Origin of the sequence: Actinomadura rifamycini DSM 43936 (assembly GCF_000425065.1) — a bacterium.
GTDB classification, from domain to species: Bacteria; Actinomycetota; Actinomycetes; order Streptosporangiales; family Streptosporangiaceae; genus Spirillospora; species Spirillospora rifamycini.
Genome location: NZ_AULB01000032.1, coordinates 1 through 25,574, shown reverse-complemented (window position 1 = coordinate 25,574; position 25,574 = coordinate 1). Strand labels below are relative to the sequence as shown.

Below are 25,574 nucleotides of genomic sequence, written 5' to 3'. Positions count from 1 at the left end.
CCGGCCCGTGTCAGCCGTCGTCCAGGAGCCCGGCGCGGTGCGCGAGGATCGCGGCCTGCACGCGGTTGCTCAGCGCCAGCTTCGCCAGGATGCGGCTCACGTGCGTCTTCACCGTCGCCTCGCTCATGTGCAGGGCGGCGGCGATGTCGGTGTTGGACAGGCCGCCGCCGACCGCGACCAGGACCTCCCGCTCCTTGGCGGTGAGGACGTCCAGGCGCCGTTCGGCCTCGGCGCGCCCGGTGTCGGCGAACCGGCGCAGCAGCCGCCGCGTCACCTTCGGCGACAGCATCGCGTCGCCGCGCGCCGCGCTGCGGACGGCGGCGAGCATCTCCTCGCCCGAGGCGTCCTTCAGCAGGAAGCCGACCGCGCCGTGCCGCAGCGCCGTCCGCACGTACTCGTCGAGGTCGAACGTCGTCAGCACGACGACGGGGTACCGGGGCGCGAGCCGGGCGGTGGCGGCCAGGCCGTCCGCGCGCGGCATCCGGATGTCCATCAGGACGACGTCCGGGTCGTGCGCCCGGGCCCGCCGCACCGCCTCCTCGCCGTCGGACGCCTCGTCCACCACGGTGATGTCGGGCGCCGCGCCGAGGATGGTGCGCAGCATCGCGCGGACCATCCACTCGTCGTCGACGACCAGGACGCGGATCACGGCGCCGCCTCGCGGAGCGGCACCTCGGCCGCGACCTCGAAGCCGCCGTCCGGGGTGGGCCGGGCGGTCAGCTCGCCGCCGACGAGCCGGACCCGCTCGGCGACGCCGAGCAGCCCGTGGTCGCCGCTCGGCAGCACCTCCGCCGCCGGCGGCCGCGGGCCCGGCGGGCCGTTGGTCACCGACAGCCGCAGCGACCCGGGCGACCGGACGACCCGCACGACCGTCCGCGCGTTCCCGGCGTGCTTGTGCACGTTGGTGAGCGCCTCCTGCACCACCCGGTAGGCGGCGTGCTCCACGAGGGCGGGCGCCGGCTCGCCCGTCCCGTCCGCCGCCTCCAGCGTGACCGGCATGCCGATGCGGCGCGACTCGGCGACCAGCTCGGGCAGGTCGCCGAGGCCGCGCTGCGGCGCCAGCGGCGCGTCCCCCGCCCGCAGCACCTCGACCAGCGCGCGCAGCTCCGCCAGCGCCTCGCGGCCGATCCCGCCGATCCGGCGGCCGATCGCGACGGCGTCGCGGCCCTCCGCCGCCTCCAGCGCGGTCGTGTGCAGCACGATCAGCGCGACGCGGTGCGTGACGACGTCGTGCATGTCGCGGGCGATCTGGGCGCGCTCCTCGGCGCGGGCCGCCAGCACCCGGCGGTGCTGCTCCCGCTCGGCGCGCTCGACGCGCTCCCGCATGCCGTCGATCAGCTGCCGCCGGGTGCCGACGTAGAGCCCGAGCAGCGCCGGGGCCACGCAGACCGCCGCGGTGAGCGGCGCCGCGGCGTCCGGGCCGCCGACCCGCCAGAACGGGAGCCCGACCAGCAGGACGGCCGGGACCGTGCGCAGGACCGTCCGGCGCCACGACCGGGACCGCTCGCCGACGGTGTACTGCGCGAGCAGCAGCGGGGTGAAGGCGCCGGTGGTGAGCCAGCCGGCCACCGCGGCGGCCAGCAGCGCCTCCGGGCTCCGGCGCCGCCACCACGCCGCGGCGCCCGCCAGCAGGCCCAGCACGACCGCGGACCACAGCGGCGGATCCCACGACGTGTAGGCGAGGTCGGTGTCGCCGAACGAGCCGCCCGAGCCGCCGTCGCCGGACGCGACCGCGGCGGCGACGACGGCGGCGGCGAGCGCGTCCCGCTTCATGGACGTTCACGATAACCGCCGCCCGCCCGCCCGGGATCGGTAGAAAGTTGTACGCGGGCGCCATCGTTCCGCCGACCCGCCCGCGATGATCGGCCGATGCGCGGGCGGCCCCGCCGCGGCGACGCTGGGCGCATGTCCACACCGACCAGGCGCCCCCTCCACTACGCCTTCGCGGCGTACGCGGCGGTCGCCGCGCTCGCCTTCCAGACCGTCCCCGACCCCAAGTACCCGCTGATGCAGACGATCGCGACCGGCGGATACCTCGTGGCGGCCGCGCTGCTGACCGTCCTCGCGCTCGGCGGCGCCCGCCGGTCCCTGATCGGGTTCCACCTCGGGTTCCTGCCCGTCCAGTTCCTGTTCCTGTTCGGCGGATCGGAGGCGCCGCTGCCGGGCATGCTGTTCGGCGCGCTGACCGTCGCGGTCATGCGGCCCCGCTTCCCGAGGCTGAGGCGGACGCCGCGCCGCGTGTGGCTGACCCTGCACGTCGGGGTGAGCGTCGGCTGGCTCGGCCTGGCCACCGCGATGTCGACGCTCGCCATCGCCGGGGCCACCGCCGACGGGCACGCCGTCCGGCACGGCGCCTACGTGCTCATGCACGTGTTCGACCTGGCGATCGTCATCCCCAGCGTCGCGCTCGCCATCATCACCGGGCTCGTCGTCTCGCTGGGCACCAAGTGGGGCCTGGTCAAGCACTGGTGGGTGCTGCTCAAGTTCGCGATCTCGCTGGTGATCCCGATCATCGCGACCGTGCAGAGCGGCTGGATCGAGGAGCTGGAGCACCGGACGCTCGACCCGGCGGGCGACCCGGGCGGGCTCGGCCTCGTCCTCGTCTGCTGCATGCTCGGCTACACGGCGCTGCTGTGGACGGCCGTCGTGCTGTCGGTCGTGAAGCCGGGCGGCCGGACCCGCTGGGGGCGGGCGGACGCCCCGGCCGGGGCGCCCGCGGACCGCCGCGCCGGCGGGCCCGCCCGCCCGCCGGCGCCCGCCGGGCGGCGGCTCAGTTGAGGTTGCCCTCCATGCCGCTGTAGATCTCGGTCGCCTCGCAGAAGGCCGCGCCGAGCACCGCGGCGACGCCCATCGCCTCGTCGATCTTCCGCAGCTCGGTCGGGTCGCAGTCGAAGGCGTCCCGGTGCCGGGCGAGGTGGGCGCGGGTCCCGGCGACGGCGGGCGCCGGGACCATGCCGCCGACGGTGTAGTTGCCGGTGATGGAGCCGTCCGGGTACGGCCAGTCCAGGTCGGGGAACTCCGCGCGGACCGGCCCGGTGAGCGCGGCCGGGGCGGTGAAGCCCTCGTCCGCGACTCCCGCGTCGGCGCAGAGCGCGGTGGGCCAGGTGCGGCCGCGCGACATCCAGCCCGGCAGCAGCGCGGCGGCGAACGTCAGCAGGTTGAACGGGATCTCGCTCACCAGAATTTCGGCCGCGTCGAACTCCCGCCCGTCCGGGTGGCGGACGGTCCGCCGCCCCTCGCGCAGCGCGACCGCCGCCTCGCGCAGAATCCGCAGGGCCGTGCCCATGCTCGCGGCGAGCACCTCGTCGTCCGGCAGCCGCCCGCCGGTGTCGGGCGTGACGCGCGCCGCCAGCGCCGGGTCGATCCGGTCGATCATCTCCCGCGCGAGCGCGTCGACCTCGCCGCTCGGCGTCGCGAGGTACCGCCGGACGTCCTCGGCGATCCCCTCCGCCTCGTCGCCGACGATGAAGAACGGACGACCCCACACGTGCAGCCGGGAGTCGAACGCGACGCCGTCCAGATCGCGGGTCGCCTGGAGCACGCCGAGCGCCCACGCCTTGGCGCGGAAGCGCGTCTTGCGGATCTCCACCGCCCGGGCGATCAGGTCGTCGATGCCGTCGGCGTCCCCGTGCCCGGCGATGTACGGCAGCAGGCGGTCCTCGACCAGCGCCGTGTCGACCGGGTGGAAGCTCGTGTCATAACCCATGATCGGAAAGCGTAGGGGGGCCGGACGACGTTTCCGGCATTCCCGTCACGTGCCGCCCAGCGCGATGTCGTCCGGGCCGCCCGCGGGCGCGGACGCCCCGCCGAGCGCGACGTCCGCGCCGACCGGGGCGGCCTCCAGCACGTCGTGCAGGAGGCCGACGACCGTCCGGAGCGCCGACGCGCCCGGCCGGGCGCGCCGCCGCAGGTCGGCGAGGACGCCCAGGTCCGCGGCGGTCAGCTCGTCGAGCGGGCGGACGGCCGGTCCGGCGGCGGCCCGCACGGCCTCGTCCACGACGGTCACGGTCTCGCGGCCGACGGCGTGCACGGCGCCGTCCGGGGTCGCCCAGACGGCGCGGGCGGGCAGCCCGGCCGGCGGGCGCGGGTCCCGGACGGGTTCCAGCGTGGTGGCGTCCGCGTACCAGGCCGTCCCCGGGGCGTACGGCCGGCCCGGCGACGCGCCGAGCAGCTCCCCGGTCGCGGGCAGGTGGACGACGGCGCCGACGGTGTCGTGCGGGCGCGGCGCGAGCACCGCGACGTCGCGCAGGCCGCCGTCGGGCGTGCACGCGATGAGGCGCCCGTCGGAGAACAGGCGGTCCGGCGCGGTGAAGCAGCCGGGGGTCGCCCGCGCCCAGGGGGAGCCCTGCCGGGCATGGCCGGCCGCCGAGTCGGCGACGACCCGCGCGTCCGGTTCGATGACGACGATCCGCTTCGGGGCGCGGCTGTGGAACGCGACCCGCCCGCCGACCGGGTCGGCGAACACCTCGTACGCCCAGGCGAAGTCGGCCCGTGCGGCGATGCGGGCCGGGGGGAAGGCGGTGAGGAACGGAAGGTCGGCGACGGTGAGCGGACCGTCCGGGGAAGGGCGCCCGGCCCGGTCGAACCGGTGCAGCCGCACTTCCCGGTCATCGGTGACGCCCGCGACGACGAAGCCGCCGGGGACGGGGGCCAGGTGAGTGACGCGGTCGCGGACCGGCAGGCGCTCCGGCCGCCGGTCCGCGAACGGCAGCCACCAGACGGCCCGCTCGTCGTGCTCGGGGGCGATCGCGGCGCCGTGCTCGGTGAGGGCGAACCGCGGCGTGCCGCCGTCGACGACGTGCCGCCCGGCGGAGGACGCGACGCCGCCGTCCAGCGTGAAGACCTGGACGGTGCGGGGGTCGCTCGGCATGCCGCGGTGGAGGTGCCCGACGACCATGAACCGGGCGTCCGGCGAGAAGGCGCCGGCCTCCACCAGCCTGTCCGCCAGCCCGCCCACCCGCACGGTCCGGCGGTCGGCGTCGGCGAGCACCGCGACGTGGTCGTGCAGGCGCGGCGGGGCCGCGCGGAGCAGGGCGAGGACGCGGCGGTCCGCCGGGGCGGGCCGCCAGCCGGCGGGGAGGGCGCGGGCGACGGCGGCGGCGTCGGCGAGCGGGAGCCGCTTGGCCGTCCGCCACGCCTCCTCCCACCGGCGGCTCTCGAGCAGGGCCCGCGCGAGGTCCCGGCGCTCGCCGGCGCCGAGGCCGGCGTCCCGGTCGCGGGCGGTGACGACGCGGACGACGTCCAGGTCGCCCGCGCGCAGCATCGCCTCGCGCAGCCGCTCCCGGCGGTGCTCGCCCGCGGCCGCGTAGGCCCGCGCGAGGTGCGTCCCGTCGGGGTCGAGGGCGCGGTACCGGGCGCCGCGGCCGGTGACGAGGAACAGCTCGGCGAGCGCCGGCGGGTCGCGGGGGAGGTCGTCGCGGGCGGCGAGGACGCCCGCGAGCGGGGCGCCGGGCCCCGCGTCGAGCGCGGTGCCGAGCGCGTCGCGCAGCACGTCCGGGTCGGTGGTCCGCGCGAGCAGGTCCCGCGCGATCGCCCCGATCGGGTGGTCCCGGACGAGCGCGGCCGCGAGCAGGGCGGTGCGCTCGCCGCCGGGGCGGGTGCCGCCGCCGAGCGCCACCACGCTCCGCGCCCGCCGGTCGCCGCGCGCGGGACGGCCCCACGACCGCAGCGCGCGGAGCAGTGCGTCGTGGGGGTCCCGGTCGAGCCAGCAGGCCCACAGCGCGTCGACCACGCTCTGGTCGCCGCTCTCGCCCGCCTTCCGCAGCCGGTCCCAGCCCGGCCCCCGGAACTTGTCCCGGACGGCCCGCGCCAGCAGCCGCTCGCGCCGCCCGGATCGCATGCTCCGTACGGTAAGCCGGATCCGGCCCGCGGGGCCACGGGCGGCCCGTCCGGAGGGGGCCTACCGGCGGGTAGGCCCGCATCGTTACGATCGGCGGACGGTTCGCCCCCCAGGAGGTACAGATGTCCCGGCTGTCCGAACTCGTTCCGCCCGCGGTCGTCGGCGGCGTGCTGCGCTGCGTCTTCGCGCTGCCGGACCCCCTCCGGCGGGCGATCGCGGGGGCGCCGGTCGTCCGGGACGGGCAGCGGCTCGCGCTGGACGCGCAGCTCCTCCTGGCGCTGTCGCGGCTGGAGCAGCGCAACCTCGGCGGCGGGCGGCCCGCGGACGCCCGCCGCGGCATGGAGCGGTCGAACCGGCTGCTCGCCCGGGACCTGCCGCGGCCGGTGAAGACGCGCGACGTCGCCGCCGGGGACGTCCCGGCCCGGCTCTACACCCCCGCCGGACTGGCGGAGGGCTCGCCGCTGCTGGTCTTCTACCACGGCGGCGGCTGGGTCATCGGCGACCTCGACACCCACGACTCGGTGTGCCGGTACCTCGCGGTGAACGCGGAGGCGCGGGTGCTGTCGGTCGGGTACCGGCTGGCGCCCGAGCACCGGTACCCGGCGGCGGCGGAGGACGCCCTGGAGGCGTGGGCGTACGCGGTGGAGCACGCGCGCGAGCTGGGCGCCGACCCGGACGCCATCGCGGTCGGCGGCGACAGCGCGGGCGGGAACCTCGCCGCGGTCGTCGGGCTGCGCGCCGAGCGCCGCCCGGACTTCGCGCTGCTGTTCTACCCCGCGACCGACATGTCGGTCCGGCGGCGGTCCCGCGAGCTGTTCGCCGAGGGGTTCATGCTCACCGACGCCGACATGGTGTGGTTCAGCGACCACTACTGCCCGGACGAGGAGCGCCGCAAGGAGCCGGACGCGTCGCCGCTGCTCGCCGCCGACGTCGCCGGGTTCCCGCCGACCTACCTGGTGACGGCCGGGTTCGACCCGCTGCGGGACGAGGGCGAGGAGTTCGCGGAGCGGCTCGCCGGCGCCGGGGTGCCGGTCGCGCTGCGACGGCAGGACGACCTCATCCACGGCTTCGCGAACATGTGGGGCCTCGGCGGCCGGTTCCGCGAGGCGATGGCGGAGGCCGCCGGGGCGCTGCGCACCGGCATGGCGCGGGCCCGGCTCCGCTGACGGAGACCGGGCCCGGGCCGGACGGACGGGAGGCGGCTCAGAGCGGCAGCCCGGTGAAGACCATCACCTTCTCCTCGGTGTAGTCCTCCATCGCCGACCGCAGCCCCTCCCGGCCGACGCCCGAGTCCTTCACGCCGCCGTACGGCATCTGGTCGGCCCGGTAGGACGGCACGTCGCCGATGACGACGCCGCCGACCTCCAGCTCGCGGTGCGCGCGGAACGCGATGTCGAGGCTCCGGGTGAAGATGCCCGCCTGGAGCCCGAACTTGGAGTCGTTGACCCGCTCGAACGCCTCGTCCACGCCGTCCACCGGCCGGACCAGCATGACCGGGCCGAACACCTCCTCGCGCGACACCTTCGCGTCGTCCGGGACGTCGGCGAGCAGCGTCGGCGCGTACGCGGCGCCCTCCCGGGTGCCGCCGGCGAGGACCTTCGCGCCCGCCGCGACGGCCTCGTCCACCCACGCCTCGACCCGCTCGGCGGCCTTCTCGTCGACCAGCGGCCCCACCTGCGTCTTGTCGTCCCACGGGTCGCCGGTCACGAGGCTCTCGACGTTCTCCACCAGCTTCGGCAGGAACTCCTCGTAGACGGAGCGGTCGACGTAGACGCGCTGCACGGCGATGCAGCTCTGCCCCGCCTGGTAGTTGGCGAACAGCCCGATGCGCTTCGCGGCCCAGTCGAGGTCGGCGTCCGGCAGGACGACCGCGGCGCCGTTCCCGCCGAGCTCCAGCGTGACGTGCTTGCGGGGCGCCCGGTCCCGGATGGACCACCCGACCGGGACGGACCCGGTGAACGACACGATCGGCAGCCGCGGGTCGTCGACGAGACCGGACGCGCGGTCGTTCGGCACCGTCAGCACCGACCACATCCCGGCGGGCAGGTCGGTCTCGGCGAGCAGCTCGCCGAGCAGCAGCGCCGACAGCGGGGTGGCGGGGGCGGGCTTCAGCACGATCGGGGTGCCGGCCGCGATCGCCGGGGCGATCTTGTGGGCGGCCAGGTTGAGCGGGAAGTTGAACGGGGAGATGCCGAGCACCGGGCCCTTGGGGACGCGGGTGATGTAGGCCATCCGGCCCTCGGCGGCGGGGTCGGTGTCGAGCCGCTGGGTGGTCGCGCTGAAGCGGCGGGCCTCCTCGGCGGCGAACCGGAACGTGGAGACCGCGCGGGCCACCTCGCCGCGCGCCCACAGCAGCGGCTTGCCGTTCTCGCCGGTGATCAGCCGGGCGATCTCCTCGGAGCGCTCGGCGAGCCGCGCGGACACGTGCGCGAGCGCCTCGGCGCGGACGTGCAGCGGCAGCGCCGCCGCCTCGCGGCGCACCGCGTCGGCGGCCGCGACCGCCTCCTCCACCTGCGCGGGGGTCGGGACCGCGACGGTTCCGACGACGCGGCCGTCGTAGGGGTGCGTCACGGTCAGTTCGCCGTCACCGGTCTCGGGCCGGCCGGCCAGCCAGAATGGGGTCGCGTTCATACGCTCACGCTATCTCCGGAGGCCCCGCGGGGGAGTCTCCGACATGGCGAATCCGCTCGCCCGGGTTGGACGCGACGGCGAACGCGACCCACAGTTCGGCCCGGACGGCCGGGTCGTCCAGGTCGCGGCCCAGGACGCCGGCCGCCTTGCGCAGCCGCGACCGGAGCGTGTGCCGGTGGACGCCGAGCGCCCGCGCGGCCGTCTCGCCCTGCCCGTTGGCCTGGACGTACGCGCGCACCGCGCCGTCCAGCCCCTCGGCGCGCAGCGGGGCGAGCAGCGCCTCCGCGAAGGCGCGCGCGGGCCCCGGATCGAGCACGCCCAGCACGCCCTGCCCCGGCAGGTCGGCGTGGTGCATGACGGGCCGGTCCGCGCGGACGGCCGCCGCCAGCGCCTCCTCGGCCTGCCGCAGCGCCGGCGCGAGCGCGCCCGGACCCGGCGGGACGCCGTCCGCGCCGGCCGGGCCGCTGACGCCGACCGGCCCGACGCCCGCCAGCAGCGGCACGACCGTCCCGGCGAGCGCGTCGGGGACGACGACCGCGACGCTCCCGGCGGCCGGCAGCGGCAGGCACCGCTCGCCCGCCGGGTCGGACTCCAGCGCGTCCAGCACCGCCCGGCCCCGCTCCGGCGCCGCGCACGCCAGCACCCGCACCGGCCCGCGCGGCACCGCGCCGCCCCCGGCGGGCCGCCCGAGCAGCACCCCGGCGAGCGCCGCCCGCAGGTCGCGGGCGGTGCGCGGGGTCTCCGACTGGAGCGTGAGCAGCGCGACCGCCGCGCCCACGATGGTGTGCGCGGTCGGCGGCAGCGGCGCGTCCGTCCCGATGGCGAGGAACCCGCGCGGCCGCCCGCCGAGCCCGATCCGCTGCGCCACGACGTGCTCGCCGGGCAGCGACAGCGCCAGGCTCGCCGGGGACCCGTCCGGCCGGTCCGCGGGCGGGCGGCGGCGCAGCCGCGCCAGCTCGGGCGCGAGCGCCTCCGCGTGCGCGCGGGCGCGCGCGGGCTCGGCGTGCCGCACGTCCCCGGCGGCGTCCAGCAGCAGCGCCCAGCCGCCGAGCAGCCGCGCCAGCCGCGCGACGAGCCGTCCGGGCCCGGTGAGCGCGGCGCGCGTCAGCTCCCGCTGCGCCTGGTACGCGCGGGTGACGTCCTCGTACCACTCGGCGGCGAGCAACCGGGACACGGCCTTGCCGATCGCGATGAACGGGACCGGGCGCGGCACCTCCAGCACCGCCAGCCCCTGCGCGCGGGCCGCGGCGAGCAGCTCGTCCGGGACGGTCGCGTGGATGACGCCGACCCCGAAGCCGAGCCCGGCGACGCCCCGCTCCACGAGCCGCCCGACGTACTCCGCGGCGTTGCGGGGGGTGAGCCGCATGCCCGTGGTGAGCACCAGCTCGCCGCCCTCCAGGTACGGCGTCGGGTCCTCCAGCTCGCTGACCGCGACCCACAGGACGGGCGTGTCCGGCGGCGGCCCGGTCGGGGACGTGAGCCCGAGCTGCGGGATCGCCGCCACGGCGGCCAGGCTGGGCGGCACCGCGCTCCCTCCGGCTCGGGGACGGTCAATGTCCGGGGTGTCCAGTCGGGACCGCGCGATTCGCCGCCCCGTACGTTCATCCTAGGCGCGGGCGCCGCCTAGGTTCGGCGCATGGGCAGCACGGACCCGGAGCGCACGGGCCGCCTCCGGGGCGAGCGGTGAGGCCCGCCGGCCCCGGCTTGGGCGGGCCGGCGGCCCTCGCCCGGCGCCCGCCGGACCGGCGCCGCTCCGCGGACCGCGTGCGTGCCCATGCCCGTGCCCATGCCCGTGGGCTGTGACCGTGTTCGTCCGCGCCGGGTCCTCCCGGTCAGCGGCCCTGCCCGCGCGCCCGCGTCCACTCCCGGACGTCCGCGCGGGCGAGCAGCCGTCCGGCGGTGAAGACGGCGGCGCCGGGCAGCGCGAGAAGCAGGACGACCCAGTCCTCGCCCGGGTCGGGCGGGTGGCCGCCGCTGTAGCCGGCGGCGGCGATGAGGAGGACGCCGAGGAAGAGCACCGCGCCGAGGGTCGGCGCGAACCTGGCCATCTGCCCGGTGGCGAGCGGGCCGCCCAGCCAGATGCGCACGAGCCACAGCGTGAACGCCGCCGTCCAGAAGGCGCCCATCGCGAGGGTCCGGACCGAGGCGTCGTCGAGGACGGCGGCCGTCATGGCGGCGGCCCAGCAGAGCGCGAGGAGCGACACGCCGGCCGGCACCGCCCACGGGCGGCCGGGCACGGCGACCCACGTGCCCGGGGTGCGGTACAGGCCGGGCGCGAACCGGACGAGCGCGTCGTCGATCGGGCCGACGACCCGGTGGGCGTGGCCGAACGGCAGGCGGTAGGCGACGCCCGGCGCGCCCGCCTTCGCGACGGCCAGGTGCTCCATCTCCGGGTGGGCGTCGCGGAACTCCGGACCCGCCGGGTGCAGCAGGAGGTTCACCGTGGACGCCACCCGGGGCGCCCCGGTGTCGGGCTCCGGATCGACCAGGCGCACCCGGTCCAGCTCCGCCCAGCGCACCGCCCACGGCCGCCCGCGGGGGTCGTCCCAGCGCATCCCGGCCGCGTCGAGCACGAGGCGGCGCCGCCGGAACGCCACCCGCCACATCAGCAGGGGCAGGGCGCCGAGCAGCGCGAAGACGGTGCCGATCACGAACGCCGCCACGCGGACGCCGGTGCCGCCGTCCACGCCGCCGGTGACCGCGGCGGCGATCGCGACGACCCCGAGGGGGCCCGCGACCGCCGCGCCGACGATCATCTGCCGTCCGTGGACGTGCGCGACGTCGACGGTGACGGAATCCGGGGGGCCGTCCGAGTCCATGCCGATCGAAAGTAGACGACTTCGCCCGGCCGGTCGACCGCGCCCGCTACCGCGGTCCGAGCGACGACGGGTACAGCTCGGCGAGGATGTCGTAGGACTTCAGCCGGTCGGCGTGCTCGAACACCTGCGTGACGACCATGACCTCGTCCACGCCCGTCCGCGCGATCAGCTCGTCCAGCTGCCGCCGGACGCCGTCCGGCCCGCCGATGACCTGGTCCTGGAGCCGGGACTGGACGATCTGGCGCTCCAGCGGCGTGTACGGGTGGGCGGCCGTCTCCTCCGGGCTCGGCAGCGGGCCCGGGTTCCCCTGCCGCAGGCGGAGGAACGACAGCGCCTGCGGCGCCGCGAGCTCGCGGGCCCGCTCGTCCGACTCGGCCGCCGTGACGCCGACGCCGATCATCGAGTACGGCTCCTGGAGCGCGCCGGGGCGGAACGACTCCCGGTACAGGGACAGCGCGGGCAGCGTGTTCTCGGCGCTGAAGTGGTGCGCGAACGCGAACGGCAGCCCCAGCAGGCCCGCGAGCTTCGCGCTGTAGCCGCTGGACCCCAGCAGCCAGATGGGCGGCTCGTTCCCGGCCGCCGGCGTCACCGTGCTCTTGGCGTCGAAGTAGTTCCGCAGCTCGATGACCTGCTCGGGGAAGTCGTCCACCGACAGCGAGTCGGGGGAGCGGCGCAGGGCGCGCGCGGTGGCCTGGTCGGTGCCGGGGGCGCGGCCGAGGCCGAGGTCGATGCGGCCGGGGAAGAGGGCCTCCAGGGTGCCGAACTGCTCCGCCACCACCATCGGGGCGTGGTTCGGCAGCATGATGCCGCCCGACCCGACGCGCATCGCCGACGTCGCCGCCGCGACCTGCCCGATCAGCACCGCCGTCGCCGAGCTGGCGATGCCCGGCATCGCGTGGTGCTCGGCGAGCCAGTACCGGTGGTAGCCGAGCCGCTCGGCGCGCCGGGCCAGGTCCAGGGTGTTGCGCAGCGCCTCCGCGGACGTGGAGCCGCTGACGACGGGGGCCAGATCGAGAACAGACAAACGGACGGTCATGAACAGTGACAACCCGCGCGGACGGCGCGGTCTTCCCGCTTAGGCCACCGCTCAGGCCGTGACGGCCGCCACGATGGCCGCGGCCGCCGCGCCGGCGGCCACGGGCACCGTGATGCCGATCCACGACCAGTTCACGAGCGTGCGGGCGCGCTCGGGATCGTCCGCGAACCGTTCTTCGGCCCGGGCGTACAGGAGCGCGGAGACGAAGAGGCAGGGGAAGAACGCGACCATCGTCAGGAGGCCGAGGACGAAGGCGACCGTCTGCCCGAGGCGGGTGTACGTGCCGTCGGGGCCGATGCCGAACGCGCGGCGGGAAGCCGCCGAGGAGGGGGTCGCGGGGTGGGGGACTGCCGGGTGGGGAGCTGCTGCTGTCATGGCGCGCGTTCCCGTCACTAGAAAGCGGTTCGGGAATCGTACGTCCGGAATGCGAGACGGGAAAGGGGCCGGACCCGTCCGATCCGTCCGCCCGCGAAGTGCTGGGACCGGTGTGCCAGGCGGGGCGAAACGCCGATCTCCCCCCGCGCGATATGCCGCCGAGCCCCCCGGCGGAAAGGAGCCACGTGGCCCAGTCGTCGTCCGAGTCCGCGTCGTCGGAGTCGTCGTCCGGCGCCCGGTACGCCCGCACCCGCGACATCGTCGCCGCGTCGGCCGCCCTGCTCCTGCTCACGGCCGCGCTCCTGGTCGTCCTCGTGCAGGTGTGGCCCCCCGCCCCGGAGGTCTCCCCGGACGGACGGACGCAGCTCCCCGCGCGCGACACGACCGTGCACCTGTTCGGCTGGTCGCCCCGCGTGTCCCGGGAGACGTGCCTGTTCGTCGTCGTGCTGGCCGCCGGGGCGCTCGGCGCGGTCGTCCACGCGCTCCGCTCGCTGTACTGGTACGTCGGCAACCGCGCCCTCCGCCGGAGCTGGCTGATGATGTACCTGACGCTCCCGCTCGTCGGGGCGCTGCTCGGGCTCGTCGTCTACCTCGTGCTGCGCGGCGGGCTGACGTCGCCCACCGGCGCCGCGACCGACATCAACCCCTACGGCGTCACCGCGATCGCCGCGCTCGTCGGGCTGTTCTCCCGGGAGACCGCCGAGAAGCTGCGCGGCGTGTTCGCGGCCCTGCTCGCGCCCGCCCCGGCGGGCCGCGACCAGGCCCTGGGGCCCGCGATCGCCTCGGTGGAGCCCGCGTCCGCCCCCGTCGGCGCGTCCGTCACCGTGCACGGGACGGGCCTCGCGTCGGCCTCGGCGGCGCGGTTCGGCGCCGCCGAGGCGCCGGTCGCCGACGTCACGGACACGCGCGTCCGCACGACCGTCCCGCCCGGGGCGACCGGGCCGCTGACGATCCTCACCCCGTCCGGCCCGGCCGTGGCCCCGTTCACCGTCGAGTGACGCCCGCGGCCCGGACGCCCGCGCCCCGCTCGTCCGCGCCCCGTTCGCCCGGGTTCCGTTCGCCCGGGTTCCGCGCGGTCACTTCCCGTCCGGCCAGTGGCCGTGCCACGCGTCGTACGCGGCGCCCGGCAGCACCCGGGGCAGCGCCGACGTGCGCAGCCGCCCCAGCTCGGCGCCCGTCCCGGCCGCGCCGAACTGGAGCTCGGTCGCGTAGGCGGAGCGGTCGAGGCTCGCCGGGCCCGCCACCAGGCACGTGTACCGGGGGCCGGGCATCTCCTCGTCCGGGATCGCGTCGCCGACCGCGAGGCTGTTCGCCACCGTCACCCAGGTGCCGAGGCCGATGACCTGCCGCTCGGCGCCCTGCTGCTCCCACCGGAACGGCAGGATCGGCTTGGAGAAGATCGGCACGAGCAGGTGCGAGACGCCGCAGGACAGCAGCTCCCGCTCCCACCCGATCGAGCGGCCGAGGTCCTCGCAGATCAGCACCGCCAGCCGGCCGAGCGACGAGTCGAGCACGCTGATCCGCGACCCCGGCCGCGAGTACTCGTCGGCCGTCCCGTCCGCCGGCGCGTCCGGCAGCCGCCACAGCCGCATCTGCGCCGCGTCCAGCGTGAACCCGGACAGCTTGTCCTGGACGAGCAGTTCCCGGCCGGTCCACCGGTCGATCAGCACCGCCCGGTTCGGCGGCGGGTCCTCGTCGCCGAGCGGGCCGGTGCCGACCAGCAGGAACCGCAGCGGATGCCGCTCCCGGTCGCGCCCGGCCGTGTCGAACGCGACCTCCTTCCAGTGCTCCAGCAGCGAGTCCGACAGCGACGACTCCGGCATCACCGCGAGCCGCGCGCCCGACTCGTCCAGCCGCCGGATGATCGTCTTGATCCGGCTGCGGATCCCGGCGGTGTCCATCGGGCGCAGCCGGTACACGGTCATCCCGTGCTTCTCCTCGAACGCGATCTCCACGTCGTCGAACGTCTCCAGCACCGGGGCGCAGCCCACGGCGACCGGTTCGTCCCGGCTGAAGTGCGGGTCGTGCACCGACGGCAGGATCGTGTGGTCGATCCGGTCCCACTCGGCCTTCGGGACGCGGTGCACGCCGAAGAACTCGGCTTTCGTGCGCCGCCCGCGCGGCCGTCCGGGAAAGGCGCAGCGGGGGAGCAGCGCGCCCTCCGTCTCCGGCCCGTTGAACCGCCCCTCGGTCAGGTAGGTCACGAGCGTCCCGGCGAGCGCGGGCGCGTCGTAGTACGGCGAGTACGGGCTGGCGTGCGCGAGCGCGGCGTCCAGCCCGAGCAGCAGCGCGAACCGTCCGCGGTCGCCCTGCTCGCGGACGATCCGCGCGGTCTCGTCCGGGTCGAGCCCCCCGTCCTCGAGGACGGTCTCGGCGACGGCCTCCGCCGCGGCCCGCACCTCGGGATCGTCGTACCAGCGGGTGGCCGTCCAATCCTCGAAAACGTCGTCGGACACCGAGTCGTAGAGCCTGACGAAGAGATCAGCTGGTGCGGCCGGGTAGGCGGGAGCCCCCAACTGATCCTGCATGAGCACCCTCCGGGGGAAATCAACGAGCGGCGACATCTGGCGGTAACTCGATGCTAACCGGAGGGGCACCCTCCTTCCGTGGCATCGGATACACTCTTCACTTGACAATCACTTGGCACGGGCTCACCCTTGAGGGGTACGGCCACTTCGTCGACCCGGGAGCAGCCGTGAACCTGAGGGCAGAGCCGACCTCCCCGCCGGCCGGTCGCGCGCGCGACCGCCGCAACGAGGTTCGGCGACTCATCGAGACCATGGAGCACGCCAAGGTCATCAGCGACGGGCACTTCAGCGCGCTCGGCATGCTGATCACCGACGCGTCGCTCACCGCCGACGAGCCCGCGCTCGTCGAGGTGCAAGACGGTCTGCAGTGGCTGCACCGGCACTATCTCGACGTCGACGCGCTCGACGGCGCGCAGCGCGAGCAGCGCGGCCGCATCCTCGGCATGATCGACGTCGTGCACTGGGCGCTGCGCCGGCTGCCGTCCGGCCTGCAGCTCGCCCTGCAGCCCGACGGGCACGCGGCCCGCTTCCTCGTCGCCGTCTGCCGCCGCCGCGGCATGTCCAACCAGCAGCTCGCCGCCGAGCTCGGCACCGACGAGACCGAGATCAGCCGCGTCGGCCGCCGGCTGCTGTCGGCCGGCGTCGTCTGGAAGCGCAAGGAGTGGCGCCGCAACTCCTGGGAGATCACCCCGCGCGGGCGCGAGTACCTCGAGACGTCCGGCCTCCTGCCCGAGGAGCCCGACGAGCCCCGCGCCGAGACCCCGCGCGCCGAGCGCCCGGTCGTCCGCGCGTCCGACCCCGACCTGCACGAGCGCCGCCGCGAGCCGGGCCCCGACCAGCCGGGCCCCGACCGGCCCGCCCCCGGCCGGCCGGCGCCGTCGCGCGAACGGCCCCGCCGCGGCTGATCAGCGGCGCCGCCGCGCCAGCGGCAGCGCCAGGAAGATCAGCACGGCGGTCATGGCGAACGCGGCTTCGTGGCCCGCCCGGTCGGCGGCGACCCCGAACGCCGCGCCACCGACGCCCATGCCCCCGTCGAAGCCGATGTTCCAGATGGCGCTCACCGTCCCGTAACCCGACAGCGGCACCCGCTCGTACATCATCGCCAGGCTCGCGTTCTGCGCCACGCCGAACCCGGCGCCGAACAGCATCATGGCGGCGAACACCGCGGCCGGGTGCGGCGCGAGCACCAGCAGCGCGATGCCCGCCCCGGCGAGCGCGACCGCCGGCGCGAGCAGCCGCCCGGCCCCGTGCCGGTCCCCGGCGCGCCCGGCCCACCAGCGGGCCAACACCGTCGTGCCCGCCTGCACCAAGAGCGCCCCCGCCGCGAGGCCGGTGACCGCGGGCAGGAACGTGACGAGGACGCCCGACGCCATCGACGTCGCGCCGAACGCGAGCGCGGGGAGCACCAGCACCGCCGAGCGCAGCCCGGCCGCGATGCCGAACGCGGGTTCGTCCGCCCCGCCCGTCCCCGTCCGGCCAGGAAGGCCGGGCAGCACGGCCAGCGCGGCCAGCGAGAGCACCGCGCCCGCGGCGAACACCGGCGCGTACCCGATCCGGTCCGCGAGCCACACCCCGAGCGGCAGCGCCAGCACCGACGGCACGCCCGTCATGATCCCGTACAGCCCGAGGCCCTCGCCGCGCCGCTCCGGCGGGACGAGCGCCGCCGCCATCGCGCCCGTCACCACCACCGCGACCGCGAAGCCGAGCCCCCGCACCAGGCTCACCGCGACGATCAGCGGCATGCCGTCCGAGGCGGGCAGCACCAGCGGCGGCGCCCCGAGCAGCACCAGCCCGACCGCGAGCACCGCCCGGTGCCCGAACCGCCGGATCAGCCGGGGCAGCACCAGCTCGGCGAGCACCGTCGTCAGCATCAGCGTCCCGGTCGCCAGCCCCGCGCCGACCTCGCCCGCGCCGCCGGCCCGCGCGTACATCGGCACGACCGACATCAGCAGGAAGAAGCCGGTGAGGGAGGTCAGCGTGGCCGCGAACACCAGCGCCAGGTGCCGACCGACCAGCCGGGGGCGCCGGTCGGAGGTGGTATCGGAGTGTCGGAGGGCTTCGCTCATTACACCGACGTTAGAAGACCCGGGAGACCGGAGTCGCCGCCGGGTGTCGCGGGGGAGCGCTCCCGGTTTGTTGAGTCCGTTGCTAAGAGCGGCGCCCGACCATATGAGAGGACTTCATTTTCCTCGCGCGCCGCGTGGGACACAGTCGGCTGCATCCGTCTTCCCGGCCCACCCCCTGGAGCGAGGATGCGACTACGGACCCTGTTCGCCGCGGCGGTGCTCGGCGCGGCCGCGACGGCGGTGCCCGGCGCGGCCGCGGTGCCCGCCGCCGCCGCGCCGGCCGGGTGCACCGCCACCGACGAGGAGATCTACGCCGCACCGCCCGCGGCCGTCCAGGGGAACGCGGGCGACCTGCTCGCGTGCCGGGAGGCGGTGCTGACGAACATCCCCGGCGACATCCCGATGAAGGCGTGGAAGGTCCGCTACGTCTCGACGGACGCCGAGGGGAGCAGGAACGTCGTCACCGGGACGATCGCGGTGCCCAAGGCCGAGTGGACGAAGGGCGGTCCGCGTCCGACGGTCGCGTTCAACCCCGGCACCCTCGGCTCCGGGCCGCAGTGCGCGTTCTCCAAGCAGCTCGCGGGCCGGTACGTCGACATGTACGAGGGCGGGAACCTCGCGCTGTTCCTCAAGGAGGGGCACGCGGTCGCCGCGACGGACGGCGTCGGCTACCTCGACGGGCAGGTCCACACGTACATGGTCGGCGCGAACGCCGGGCACGCGCTGCTGGACATCGTGCGGGCGTCGCGGCGGATCCCCGGCGGGCCGCCGGCCGACGGGAAGGTCGGCATCTCCGGCTACTCCGAGGGCGGGGCCGCGTCGCTGTGGGCCGCGCAGCTCGCGTCGTCCTACGCGCCCGAGCTGGACGTCGCGGGCGCCGCCGCCGGCGGCGTCCCCGGCGACCTGAAGGTGACCGCGAAGGCGCTGAACGGGAGCCTGTTCGCCGGGTTCCTCGCGGACGCGCTCGTCGGCCTGAACGCCGCGTACCCGCAGATGCCGTTCACCGGGCTGATGAACGAGAAGGGCGAGAAGGCGGTCCGGGACGTCGGGTCCCACTGCCTGTTCGGGACGCTCGCGGTGTTCCTGGGCGCGCGGGTCGAGGACTTCACCACCGACGGCCTGTCGCTCGACGAGATCTACGCGCTGCGCGGCCCCGGCGGGACGACGTGGGGCGAGATCGTCGACCGGCAGCGGCTCGGCGAGGACATCGGCGGGCCCGGCTCGGGCGCCCGGTACGAGATCGGCTTCCCGGTGTTCCAGTACCGCGGCCGGTTCGAAGAGATCATCCCGCACGAGACGGAGGACGCCACGCGGCGGCGCTACTGCGCCGCCGGCGTCAACACGACCTGGAAGAACACCTACCCGACCGAGCACCTGACGACCGATTGGGGCGCCGCCGGGGACGTGACGAACTTCCTGGACGACCGCTTCGAGGGCAAGCCCGCCGAGGGCGACTGCTGATCGTCCCGGAGGCCGGGCCGCCGGACGGACCGCGGCCCGGTCTCCGGGGATCCATCCAGTTCAAGGAGAGCATCGAGATGACAGCGGATGTCGCCGAAGCCGGAAGCAGAACCCCGCAGCCGGACCTGTCCGGAACGGTCCCGTGGCCGGAGCGGATCGCGATCGCGGTGTTCGTGATCGGGCCGATCGCCGGGGTCCTGGGCGCGATCCCGTTCCTGTGGGGCTGGGGCATCGGCTGGACGGACGTCGCGATCTTCGCCTTCCTCTACCCGCTGAACGCGATCGGCGTGACGGTCGGGTACCACCGGCACTTCACGCACGGCGGGTTCAAGGCGAAGCGGTGGCTGCGGATCGCGCTCGCGATCCTGGGCGGGCAGGCGATGCAGGGGTCGGTGGTCCGGTGGGTCGCCGACCACCGGCGCCACCACAAGTACGCCGACCGGGAGGGCGACCCGCATTCGCCGTGGCTGTACGGGCCGGGCGTGTGGGGGCTCACCAAGGGCCTCTACCACGCGCACATGGGCTGGCTGTTCAGCAAGGACCGGACGTCCCGCAGCAAATACTGCCCCGACCTGCTGAAAGACAAGGACATCCGGTTCCTGTCGCTCGACCCCGTGTACGCGCTCATCGTGCTGTCGACGTTCGCGGTGCCGTTCGCGCTCGGGGGGCTTCTCACCTGGTCGTGGCACGGCGCGGTCACGGCGACGTTCTGGGCCGGGCTGCTGCGCGTGTTCGCCGGCGACCACATCACCTTCTCCATCAACTCCATCTGCCACGTGTTCGGCAGGACGGACTTCAAGACCCGCGACAAGGCCCGCAACGTGTGGTGGCTGGCGATCCCGTCGTTCGGCGAGTCCTGGCACAACCTGCACCACGCCGACCCGACGTGCGCGCGGCACGGCGTGCTGAAGGGCCAGATCGACATCAGCGCCCGCGTGATCTGGGTCTTCGAGCGGCTCGGCTGGGTCTGGGACGTCCGCTGGCCCGACCAGGAGCGCCTCGCCGCCCGCCGCGTCTCCCCGTGACCGCGCGTGCCCCCGTGACCGTGCGTCCCCCGCACAGCGTCTCCCCGTGAATCCGCGTTCCCCGTGACCCCAGGAGCCCACCATGAGCGACCTTCCCGCCCTCGACCGGACGCCGCTGATCGAGCGGCTCGCCCGGTTCGCCAAGGACTTCCCCGACGACCGCGCCTACACGTTCATGGACTACATGTCCGACCCGGACGGCGTCGCCACCGACCTCACCTGGGGCGAGCTCGACCGGCGGGCGCGCGCGCTCGCCGCCGCGATCCGCCGCGCCGCCGAGCCCGGACGCCGCGTCGCCCTCCTCGCCCCGCAGGACCACCACTACGTCGCCGGGTTCCTCGGCGCGATGTACGCGCGGGTCATCGGCGTCCCGCTGTTCTCCCCGGACCTGCCCGGCCACGGCGACCGGCTCCGCGCCGTCTACGCCGACGCCGAGCCCGACGTCGTCGTCACCACGAGCGCCGCGCTGCCGGCCGTCCGGACGTTCCTGGACGGCGACGGCGTGCGCCCCGCGGAGATCGTCGTCGCCGACGAGATCGACGCGTCGCCCGACTGGACGCCCGAGCCGATCGACCCCGACGACGTCGCCTACCTGCAGTACACGTCCGGCTCGACCCGCACCCCGGCCGGGGTGATCATCACGCACGGGAACTTCGCGACGAACGCCGAGCAGCTGTGGCGCGCGTTCGAGGGCGTCCCGCGCGAGTCGACCGGCGTGAACTGGCTCCCGGTGTTCCACGACATGGGCCTGGTGACGACGGTCGCGCTGCCGCTGGTGTACGGGAACCCGGGCGTGATCATGGACCCGGTCGCGTTCATCATGCGGCCGGTCCGCTGGCTGGAGCTGCTGAGCGGGCAGGACCACGCGTTCACCGGCGGCCCCAACTTCGCCTACGAGTACCTCACCGCGCAGGTCACCGAGGAGGAGAAGGCGTCGCTGGACCTCAGCGGCGTGCAGGTGTTCATGAACGGCGCGGAGCCGATCCGGGAGAGCACCCTCACCGGCTTCTACGAGGCGTTCAAGGGCTGCGGGCTGCGCAAGGAGGCGCAGGTGTGCGCCTACGGCCTCGCGGAGGCGACCGTGTACGTGTCGGCGTCGTCCAGGTTCCAGGAGCCGACGCGCACCGCGTTCGACCACGAGGCGCTGCGCAGGGGCACCGCCGACCCGTGCGCCGCGGACGCGGCCGGTGCGATCCAGCTGCTCGCCTGCGGCACGTCCTACGGCCAGCTCGTGGTGATCGCGGACCCCGAGACCGGCGTGCGGCAGCCGGACGGGACGGTCGGCGAGATCTGGGTGCACGGACCGAACGTCGCCGCAGGCTACTGGGGGCGTCCCGAGGCGACGAGGGAGACGTTCCAGGCGGAGCTGTCGGGCACGGTCGGGGACGTGCCGCGCGGCCCGTGGCTGCGGACCGGGGACCTCGGCGTCCGGCACGGCGGCGAGCTGTACGTCACCGGCCGCATCAAGGACCTCGTCATCGTCGACGGCCGCAACCACTACCCGCAGGACGTCGAGTACACGGTGTCGAACGCGCACAAGGCGATCCGGAGCGAGTACACGTGCGCGGTCGCGGTCGACACCGGCGACACCGAGGGCCTCGTGGTGATCGCCGAGCGGAACCGGCGGGTCCCGATCGCCCTGCTGGACGCCGAGGAGGTCGGGCGGGCCGTCCGGGCGGCCGTGAAGAGGGACCACGACCTGCGGGTGCACGACTTCGTCCTGATCGAGCCGGGCGGGCTGCTCCGCACCAGCAGCGGCAAGATCGCCCGCGCCGCGTGCCGGCGGGCGTACCTGGAGGGGGCGCTGCCGCGCACGGAGGCCGGCTGAGGAGGCCGGCTGAGGAGACCGGCTGACCCGTCCCGCACGTCCGCTCAGGGCCGCTCCCCGTCGGCGTCCAGCAGCCAGACGGGGAGCAGGAGCATCAGCTCCAGGCGCAGCTCCGGGTCCTCGATGTCGAAGTCGAACATCTCGTGGAGCTGCGCCATCCGGTACCGGACGGTCTGGGGGTGCACGCGCAGGGCGTCCGCGGCGTCGGTCGCGTTGAACCCGTGCTTGAGGCATTCGAGGAGGGTCCGCGCGAGCCGGGCGCCGCGGTGCGGCCCGGCGTCGGCGAGCGGCGCGAGGCGGCGCCGGGCGGCCGCCTCGGCGAGCGTCCGGCCCTCCTGCAGCAGCAGTTCCGGCAGGTGCCGGTCGGCGTGCAGCAGGCCGCCGCCCCGGGCCTTCGGGCAGTCCGGGGCGAGGTCGAGCGTCCGGTGCGCCCAGTGCAGCGACACCCCGGCCTGCTCGAGCGGCACCGAGGGCCCCGCCGCGCCCGTCCAGTCCCGCAGCGGCGCGGTGAGCCGGTCGATGCCGCCGGGCCGGTCCGGGTCGGGCACCACCAGGCAGGTGCGGCCCCGGTCCAGCCCGGACAGCAGGGCGGGCGGCAGCCCGCGCGGGCCCTCGCCGCCGTGGCCGGGACGGGTGTCGAGGACGATCACCGCGATCCGCTCGGGCAGCGGCCAGCCGGCCAGGGCGGCCTGCTCGACGAGCACGTCGCGCGGGGCGGGCGGGTCCGACAGCAGCAGCCCCAGCAGCCGCGCCCGCCGCTGCTCCCGCTCGCCCGCCGCCTTCTCCCGCGCCCGCGCGTACCCCTGGGCGGCGGCGGACGCGAGCAGGTCGAGGTACGCGAAGTTCGCCTCGGTCAGCCGGATGGCGAGGTCCCGGTGCTTCTTCAGCCGGTCGGCCTCCCGCGCCAGGTACCGCCAGGCCGTCCGCGACGCGACCCGCAGCGCGTTCTGGAAGTGCTCCAGCCCGCGCCCTTCCACGGCCTCGCCGTAGCCGATGTCGAAATAGAGCTGGTGCAGCTCCTTCCACGACGCGTCGGGGTCGGCGATGAGCCGCACGAAATGCTCCATGCCCCGCGCGATCGTCTTTCGGACGACCTCCACGTAGACGGGGTCTTCGAGGCGCGCGTACTCGGGGACGTGCCGCAGGACGCCCTCGACCATCGCGTCGCCCAGCGCGGGCAGGTGGGGGCGGATCCAGTCGGCCTCCTCGCGGGGGATGTCGCGCCAGGGCTGGTCCGACAGATCGTCGGCGGCGGGTCGGTCGGCTAGCTCGGTCACAGGGGCACCTCCGTGAGCACAAACCCGGGCCGCCAGGCTAGGCAGAGCGTGTCGCGCGCGACACTCACCGCGATGACAACACTCGCCGCGCTTTGCTCCCGGGGCGAGCGTTTTTCACGGCACGGAAACCCGCCACCGCCCATTTTTGGGTGGATTGCACAGAAAGTGGCGGCATATCCGGTGCCGTTTGCCGGTCAAGATCGCGGGTAGAGCACCGGCCGGTGAAGGAGGACCCCTGTATGCGGCACGACCAGGACGGGCGGCGGCGCGTCCCCCGGACGGACGCCGTGCTCGCCGACCCGCGGCTCGCCGAGGCCGCCCGGCGCCTCGGCCGCGGACCCGTGAAAGAGGCGGTCGCCGCCGCCCAGGCGCGCGCCCGCGCGGGCGAGATCCCGCCCGCCGCGGTCGCCGACGAGGCCGCCGCGGCGCTGCCGCCGACCGCGTCCGCGCTCCGCCCGGTGATCAACGCGACCGGCGTGCTGCTGCACACCAACCTCGGCCGCGCGCCCCTCTCGCGGGCCGCCCGGGACGCCGTCGCCGCCGCCTCCGGCGTCACCGACGTCGAACTCGACCTCGCCACCGGCGCCCGCGCCCGCCGCGGCCGCGGCGCGCTCGACGCGCTGGCCGGGCGCGTGCCCGCCGCCGAGGCCGCGCACGTCGTCGGCAACGGCGCCGCCGCGCTCGTCCTCGCCGCCACCGCCCTCGCCGGCACCCGCGAGATCATCGTCAGCCGCGGCGAGCTGGTCGAGATCGGCGACGGCTTCCGCATCCCCGACCTCCTCGCCGCGACCGGCGCCCGGCTCCGCGAGGTCGGCACCACGAACCGCACGTCCCCGGACGACTACGCGCGGGCCGTCGGCCCCGGCACCGGCTTCATCCTCAAGATCCACCCGTCGAACTTCCGGATCACCGGCTTCACCCGCGCGGCCGGCATCGCCGAGCTGGCCGGCCTCGGCGTGCCCGTCGTCGCCGACATCGGCTCCGGGCTGCTCGCCCCCGAACCCCTCCTCCCGGACGAACCGGACGCGCAGACGGCCCTCGCCGCGGGCGCGGGCCTCGTCACCGCGAGCGGCGACAAGCTCCTCGGCGGCCCGCAGTGCGGCATCGTCCTCGGCCGCGCGGACCTCGTCCGCACGCTCGCCCGGCACCCCCTCGCCCGCGCGCTGCGCGTCGGCAAGATGACCCTCGCGGCGCTCGAGGCCACCCTGCGCGGCCCCGCCGCCCCCACCGCGCGGGCCCTGCACGCGGACCCGTCCGAGCTGCGCGAACGCGCCGAGAAGCTCGCCGCGGAACTGACCGAGCACGGAATCGACGCCGCCGCCGTCGCCAGCGAGGCCGCGGTCGGCGGCGGCGGCGCGCCCGGCGTCGCGCTCCCCAGCGCCGCCGTGTCCCTGCCCGCGCCCTGCGCCGCCCTCCTGCGCCGCGGCGACCCGGCGGTGATGGGCCGCGTCGAGAACGGCCGCTGCCTGCTCGACCTGCGCGCCGTCCCGCCGGAGGACGACGCCGCCCTCGCCCGCGCCGTCCGGGAGGCGGCCCGCTGATGCACGTCGTCGCCACCGCGGGGCACGTCGACCACGGGAAGTCGACGCTGCTGCGGGCGCTCACCGGCATGGAGCCCGACCGGCTCGAGGAGGAGCGGCGCCGCGGCCTGACGATCGAGCTGGGGTTCGTGTGGACGGAGGCGCCGGACGGCGCCGCGATCGCGTTCGTCGACGTGCCGGGGCACGAGCGGCTCGTCACGACCATGCTCGCGGGCGTCGGGCCGGTGCCGGCGGTGCTGTTCGTCGTCGCCGCCGACCAGGGCTGGCAACGGCAGTCGGCCGAGCACCTCGCCGTGCTGGACGCGCTCGGCGTGCGGCACGCGCTGCTCGCCGTCACCCGCTGCGACCTCGCCGACGCCGCGACCGTCCGGCGCACCCGCGAGGACGCGCTCGCCCGCGTCGCCGCGACGTCCCTCGGGCGGGTCGAGGCCGTCGAGGTCAGCGGCGCCACCGGCGCCGGGCTGGACGCGCTGCGGGCCGCGCTCGGCCGCCTCGCCGCGGGACTCCCGGCGCCCGACCGGGACGCCGACGTGCGGCTGTGGACCGACCGGGTGTTCACCGTGCGCGGCCGGGGGACGGTCGTGACCGGCACCCTCGGCGCCGGGACGATCCGCGTCGGCGACCGGCTCGCCGCGCCCGGCGGCGGCACGTTCCGGGTGCGGGGCCTGCAGACCCTCAAGGAGGACCGGGGCGAGGTCGGCGCCGTCGCGCGCGTCGCCGTCAACCTGCACGGCGGCGGCGCGATCGGGCGCGGCGAGGCGCTGCTCGCCCCGGACCGGTGGCTCACCGCGGACGTCGTCGACGTGCGGCTGCGCGGCGACCCGGCCGCCGACCTGCCGTCCCGGCTCACACTGCACGCCGGATCGGCGGCCGTGCCGGTGCACGTCCGGCCGCTCGGCGCCGACACCGCGCGGCTGAAACTGCGGCGGGCGCTGCCGCTGCGCGTCGGCGACACCGCGCTGCTGCGCGACCCCGGGCGGCACCGGGTCGCGGCCGGGATCACGGTCCTGGACGTCCGCCCGCCCCCGTTCGCGCGGCGCGGCGCGGCCGCCGCCCGCGCCCGGGAACTGGACGGGCTCACCGGACGGCCGGACGCCGCCGCCGAACTGCGCCGCCGCGGGCTGGTGCGGCGCGCGGACCTGGTCGCC

The 25,574-nt window shown here is 76.1% G+C and carries 21 protein-coding genes; 9 read left to right on the top strand and 12 right to left on the bottom strand.

The window, feature by feature from the left end:
• Positions 1-10 precede the first annotated feature (10 nt).
• Positions 11-649: a response regulator gene (locus tag H505_RS0127615; protein ID WP_026404572.1), complete on the bottom strand. Its 639-nt coding sequence runs from the start codon at positions 647-649 to the stop codon at positions 11-13.
• The gene (locus H505_RS44675) at positions 646-1,773 is read right to left on the bottom strand and encodes a sensor histidine kinase (protein ID WP_051301235.1); all 1,128 of its coding nucleotides are present in this window, start codon (positions 1,771-1,773) and stop codon (positions 646-648) included. The genes H505_RS0127615 and H505_RS44675 overlap by 4 nt, the downstream gene beginning before the upstream one ends.
• A gap of 132 nt (positions 1,774-1,905) precedes the next feature.
• Between H505_RS44675 and H505_RS48120 the strand changes: the two genes are divergently transcribed.
• Positions 1,906-2,778, top strand: coding sequence for a hypothetical protein (locus tag H505_RS48120; RefSeq protein ID WP_157433148.1), 873 nt, complete (start codon positions 1,906-1,908; stop codon positions 2,776-2,778).
• Here the strand turns inward: H505_RS48120 and H505_RS0127600 are convergent.
• Together H505_RS0127600 and H505_RS0127595 are read right to left on the bottom strand one after the other, a co-directional pair.
• Positions 2,771-3,706, bottom strand: coding sequence for a hypothetical protein (locus H505_RS0127600; RefSeq protein WP_026404571.1), 936 nt, complete (start codon positions 3,704-3,706; stop codon positions 2,771-2,773). The two genes, H505_RS48120 and H505_RS0127600, sit on opposite strands and share 8 nt — an antisense overlap.
• Positions 3,707-3,751: 45 nt before the next feature.
• Complete coding sequence (locus H505_RS0127595; protein WP_026404570.1) at positions 3,752-5,839, bottom strand: methylenetetrahydrofolate reductase; 2,088 nt, start codon at positions 5,837-5,839, stop codon at positions 3,752-3,754.
• Positions 5,840-5,961: 122 nt separating this feature from the next.
• On the opposite strand from H505_RS0127595, the gene H505_RS0127590 reads away from it, so the two are divergent.
• A complete protein-coding gene (locus H505_RS0127590) occupies positions 5,962-7,005 on the top strand; it encodes an alpha/beta hydrolase (protein WP_026404569.1) in 1,044 nt (347 codons plus the stop codon).
• 37 nt (positions 7,006-7,042) lie between these two features.
• Here H505_RS0127590 and H505_RS0127585 read toward each other — a convergent pair whose 3' ends face one another.
• The 5 genes from H505_RS0127585 to H505_RS0127565 all read right to left on the bottom strand — a co-directional run bounded on the left by H505_RS0127585 (position 7,043) and on the right by H505_RS0127565 (position 12,700).
• Complete coding sequence (locus tag H505_RS0127585) at positions 7,043-8,470, bottom strand: aldehyde dehydrogenase family protein (RefSeq protein ID WP_026404568.1); 1,428 nt, start codon at positions 8,468-8,470, stop codon at positions 7,043-7,045.
• A 4-nt stretch (positions 8,471-8,474) separates the two neighbouring features.
• A complete protein-coding gene (locus H505_RS44665) occupies positions 8,475-9,995 on the bottom strand; it encodes a PucR family transcriptional regulator (RefSeq protein ID WP_051301233.1) in 1,521 nt (506 codons plus the stop codon).
• A 307-nt stretch (positions 9,996-10,302) separates the two neighbouring features.
• A complete protein-coding gene (locus H505_RS0127575; protein ID WP_026404567.1) occupies positions 10,303-11,289 on the bottom strand; it encodes a hypothetical protein in 987 nt (328 codons plus the stop codon).
• Between the two features lie 46 nt (positions 11,290-11,335).
• The gene (locus H505_RS0127570; RefSeq protein WP_233617417.1) at positions 11,336-12,313 is read right to left on the bottom strand and encodes an LLM class flavin-dependent oxidoreductase; all 978 of its coding nucleotides are present in this window, start codon (positions 12,311-12,313) and stop codon (positions 11,336-11,338) included.
• Positions 12,314-12,376: 63 nt separating this feature from the next.
• The gene (locus H505_RS0127565) at positions 12,377-12,700 is read right to left on the bottom strand and encodes a hypothetical protein (RefSeq protein WP_026404565.1); all 324 of its coding nucleotides are present in this window, start codon (positions 12,698-12,700) and stop codon (positions 12,377-12,379) included.
• A 185-nt stretch (positions 12,701-12,885) separates the two neighbouring features.
• Here H505_RS0127565 and H505_RS48115 point away from each other — a divergent pair, with 185 nt between their 5' ends.
• On the top strand, positions 12,886-13,698 hold the full coding sequence (locus H505_RS48115) for an IPT/TIG domain-containing protein (protein ID WP_051301232.1): 813 nt from the start codon (positions 12,886-12,888) through the stop codon (positions 13,696-13,698).
• Positions 13,699-13,776: 78 nt separating this feature from the next.
• Here the strand turns inward: H505_RS48115 and H505_RS0127555 are convergent, their stop codons facing one another.
• Positions 13,777-15,228: a carbon-nitrogen hydrolase family protein gene (locus H505_RS0127555; RefSeq protein ID WP_157433146.1), complete on the bottom strand. Its 1,452-nt coding sequence runs from the start codon at positions 15,226-15,228 to the stop codon at positions 13,777-13,779.
• Between the two features lie 101 nt (positions 15,229-15,329).
• Here H505_RS0127555 and H505_RS0127550 point away from each other — a divergent pair, with 101 nt between their 5' ends.
• Positions 15,330-16,133 (top strand): helix-turn-helix domain-containing protein, encoded by an 804-nt coding sequence (locus tag H505_RS0127550; RefSeq protein ID WP_125614684.1) that lies wholly within the window; start codon positions 15,330-15,332, stop codon positions 16,131-16,133.
• Here H505_RS0127550 and H505_RS0127545 read toward each other — a convergent pair whose 3' ends face one another.
• Positions 16,134-17,294: an MFS transporter gene (locus H505_RS0127545; RefSeq protein ID WP_051301231.1), complete on the bottom strand. Its 1,161-nt coding sequence runs from the start codon at positions 17,292-17,294 to the stop codon at positions 16,134-16,136. It lies immediately after the preceding gene.
• Positions 17,295-17,480: 186 nt separating this feature from the next.
• On the opposite strand from H505_RS0127545, the gene H505_RS0127540 reads away from it, so the two are divergent.
• The 3 genes from H505_RS0127540 to H505_RS0127530 all read left to right on the top strand — a co-directional run bounded on the left by H505_RS0127540 (position 17,481) and on the right by H505_RS0127530 (position 21,608).
• Positions 17,481-18,755 (top strand): lipase family protein, encoded by a 1,275-nt coding sequence (locus H505_RS0127540; protein ID WP_026404561.1) that lies wholly within the window; start codon positions 17,481-17,483, stop codon positions 18,753-18,755.
• Positions 18,756-18,832: 77 nt separating this feature from the next.
• Positions 18,833-19,780, top strand: a complete 948-nt coding sequence (locus tag H505_RS0127535) for an acyl-CoA desaturase (RefSeq protein ID WP_026404560.1) — start codon at positions 18,833-18,835, stop codon at positions 19,778-19,780.
• Between the two features lie 82 nt (positions 19,781-19,862).
• Positions 19,863-21,608, top strand: a complete 1,746-nt coding sequence (locus H505_RS0127530; protein WP_026404559.1) for a fatty acyl-AMP ligase — start codon at positions 19,863-19,865, stop codon at positions 21,606-21,608.
• 44 nt (positions 21,609-21,652) lie between these two features.
• Here H505_RS0127530 and H505_RS0127525 read toward each other — a convergent pair whose 3' ends face one another.
• Positions 21,653-22,885, bottom strand: a complete 1,233-nt coding sequence (locus tag H505_RS0127525; protein ID WP_051301230.1) for a PucR-like N-terminal domain-containing protein — start codon at positions 22,883-22,885, stop codon at positions 21,653-21,655.
• Positions 22,886-23,124: 239 nt separating this feature from the next.
• Here H505_RS0127525 and selA point away from each other — a divergent pair, with 239 nt between their 5' ends.
• Positions 23,125-24,426, top strand: coding sequence for an L-seryl-tRNA(Sec) selenium transferase (gene selA / locus H505_RS44655; protein ID WP_034520117.1), 1,302 nt, complete (start codon positions 23,125-23,127; stop codon positions 24,424-24,426).
• On the top strand, positions 24,426-25,574 hold a 1,149-nt coding region (locus tag H505_RS0127515; protein WP_026404557.1), incomplete at its 3' end, for a GTP-binding protein. The genes selA and H505_RS0127515, both read left to right, overlap by 1 nt.

Excerpts from the sequence above, each read along its gene's own strand:
- H505_RS0127555 (WP_157433146.1), bottom strand. The coding sequence starts at position 15,228 with ATGCAGGATCAGTTGGGGGCTCCCGCCTACCCGGCCGCACCAGCTGAT.
- H505_RS0127535 (WP_026404560.1), top strand. The coding sequence starts at position 18,833 with ATGACAGCGGATGTCGCCGAAGCCGGAAGCAGAACCCCGCAGCCGGAC.
- H505_RS0127590 (WP_026404569.1), top strand. The coding sequence starts at position 5,962 with ATGTCCCGGCTGTCCGAACTCGTTCCGCCCGCGGTCGTCGGCGGCGTG.
- H505_RS0127575 (WP_026404567.1), bottom strand. The coding sequence starts at position 11,289 with ATGGACTCGGACGGCCCCCCGGATTCCGTCACCGTCGACGTCGCGCAC.
- H505_RS0127545 (WP_051301231.1), bottom strand. The coding sequence starts at position 17,294 with ATGAGCGAAGCCCTCCGACACTCCGATACCACCTCCGACCGGCGCCCC.
- H505_RS44675 (WP_051301235.1), bottom strand. The coding sequence starts at position 1,773 with ATGAAGCGGGACGCGCTCGCCGCCGCCGTCGTCGCCGCCGCGGTCGCG.
- H505_RS0127600 (WP_026404571.1), bottom strand. The coding sequence starts at position 3,706 with ATGGGTTATGACACGAGCTTCCACCCGGTCGACACGGCGCTGGTCGAG.
- H505_RS0127565 (WP_026404565.1), bottom strand. The coding sequence starts at position 12,700 with ATGACAGCAGCAGCTCCCCACCCGGCAGTCCCCCACCCCGCGACCCCC.
- H505_RS48120 (WP_157433148.1), top strand. The coding sequence starts at position 1,906 with ATGTCCACACCGACCAGGCGCCCCCTCCACTACGCCTTCGCGGCGTAC.
- H505_RS0127540 (WP_026404561.1), top strand. The coding sequence starts at position 17,481 with ATGCGACTACGGACCCTGTTCGCCGCGGCGGTGCTCGGCGCGGCCGCG.
- H505_RS0127585 (WP_026404568.1), bottom strand. The coding sequence starts at position 8,470 with ATGAACGCGACCCCATTCTGGCTGGCCGGCCGGCCCGAGACCGGTGAC.
- H505_RS0127595 (WP_026404570.1), bottom strand. The coding sequence starts at position 5,839 with ATGCGATCCGGGCGGCGCGAGCGGCTGCTGGCGCGGGCCGTCCGGGAC.
- H505_RS0127530 (WP_026404559.1), top strand. The coding sequence starts at position 19,863 with ATGAGCGACCTTCCCGCCCTCGACCGGACGCCGCTGATCGAGCGGCTC.
- selA (WP_034520117.1), top strand. The coding sequence starts at position 23,125 with ATGCGGCACGACCAGGACGGGCGGCGGCGCGTCCCCCGGACGGACGCC.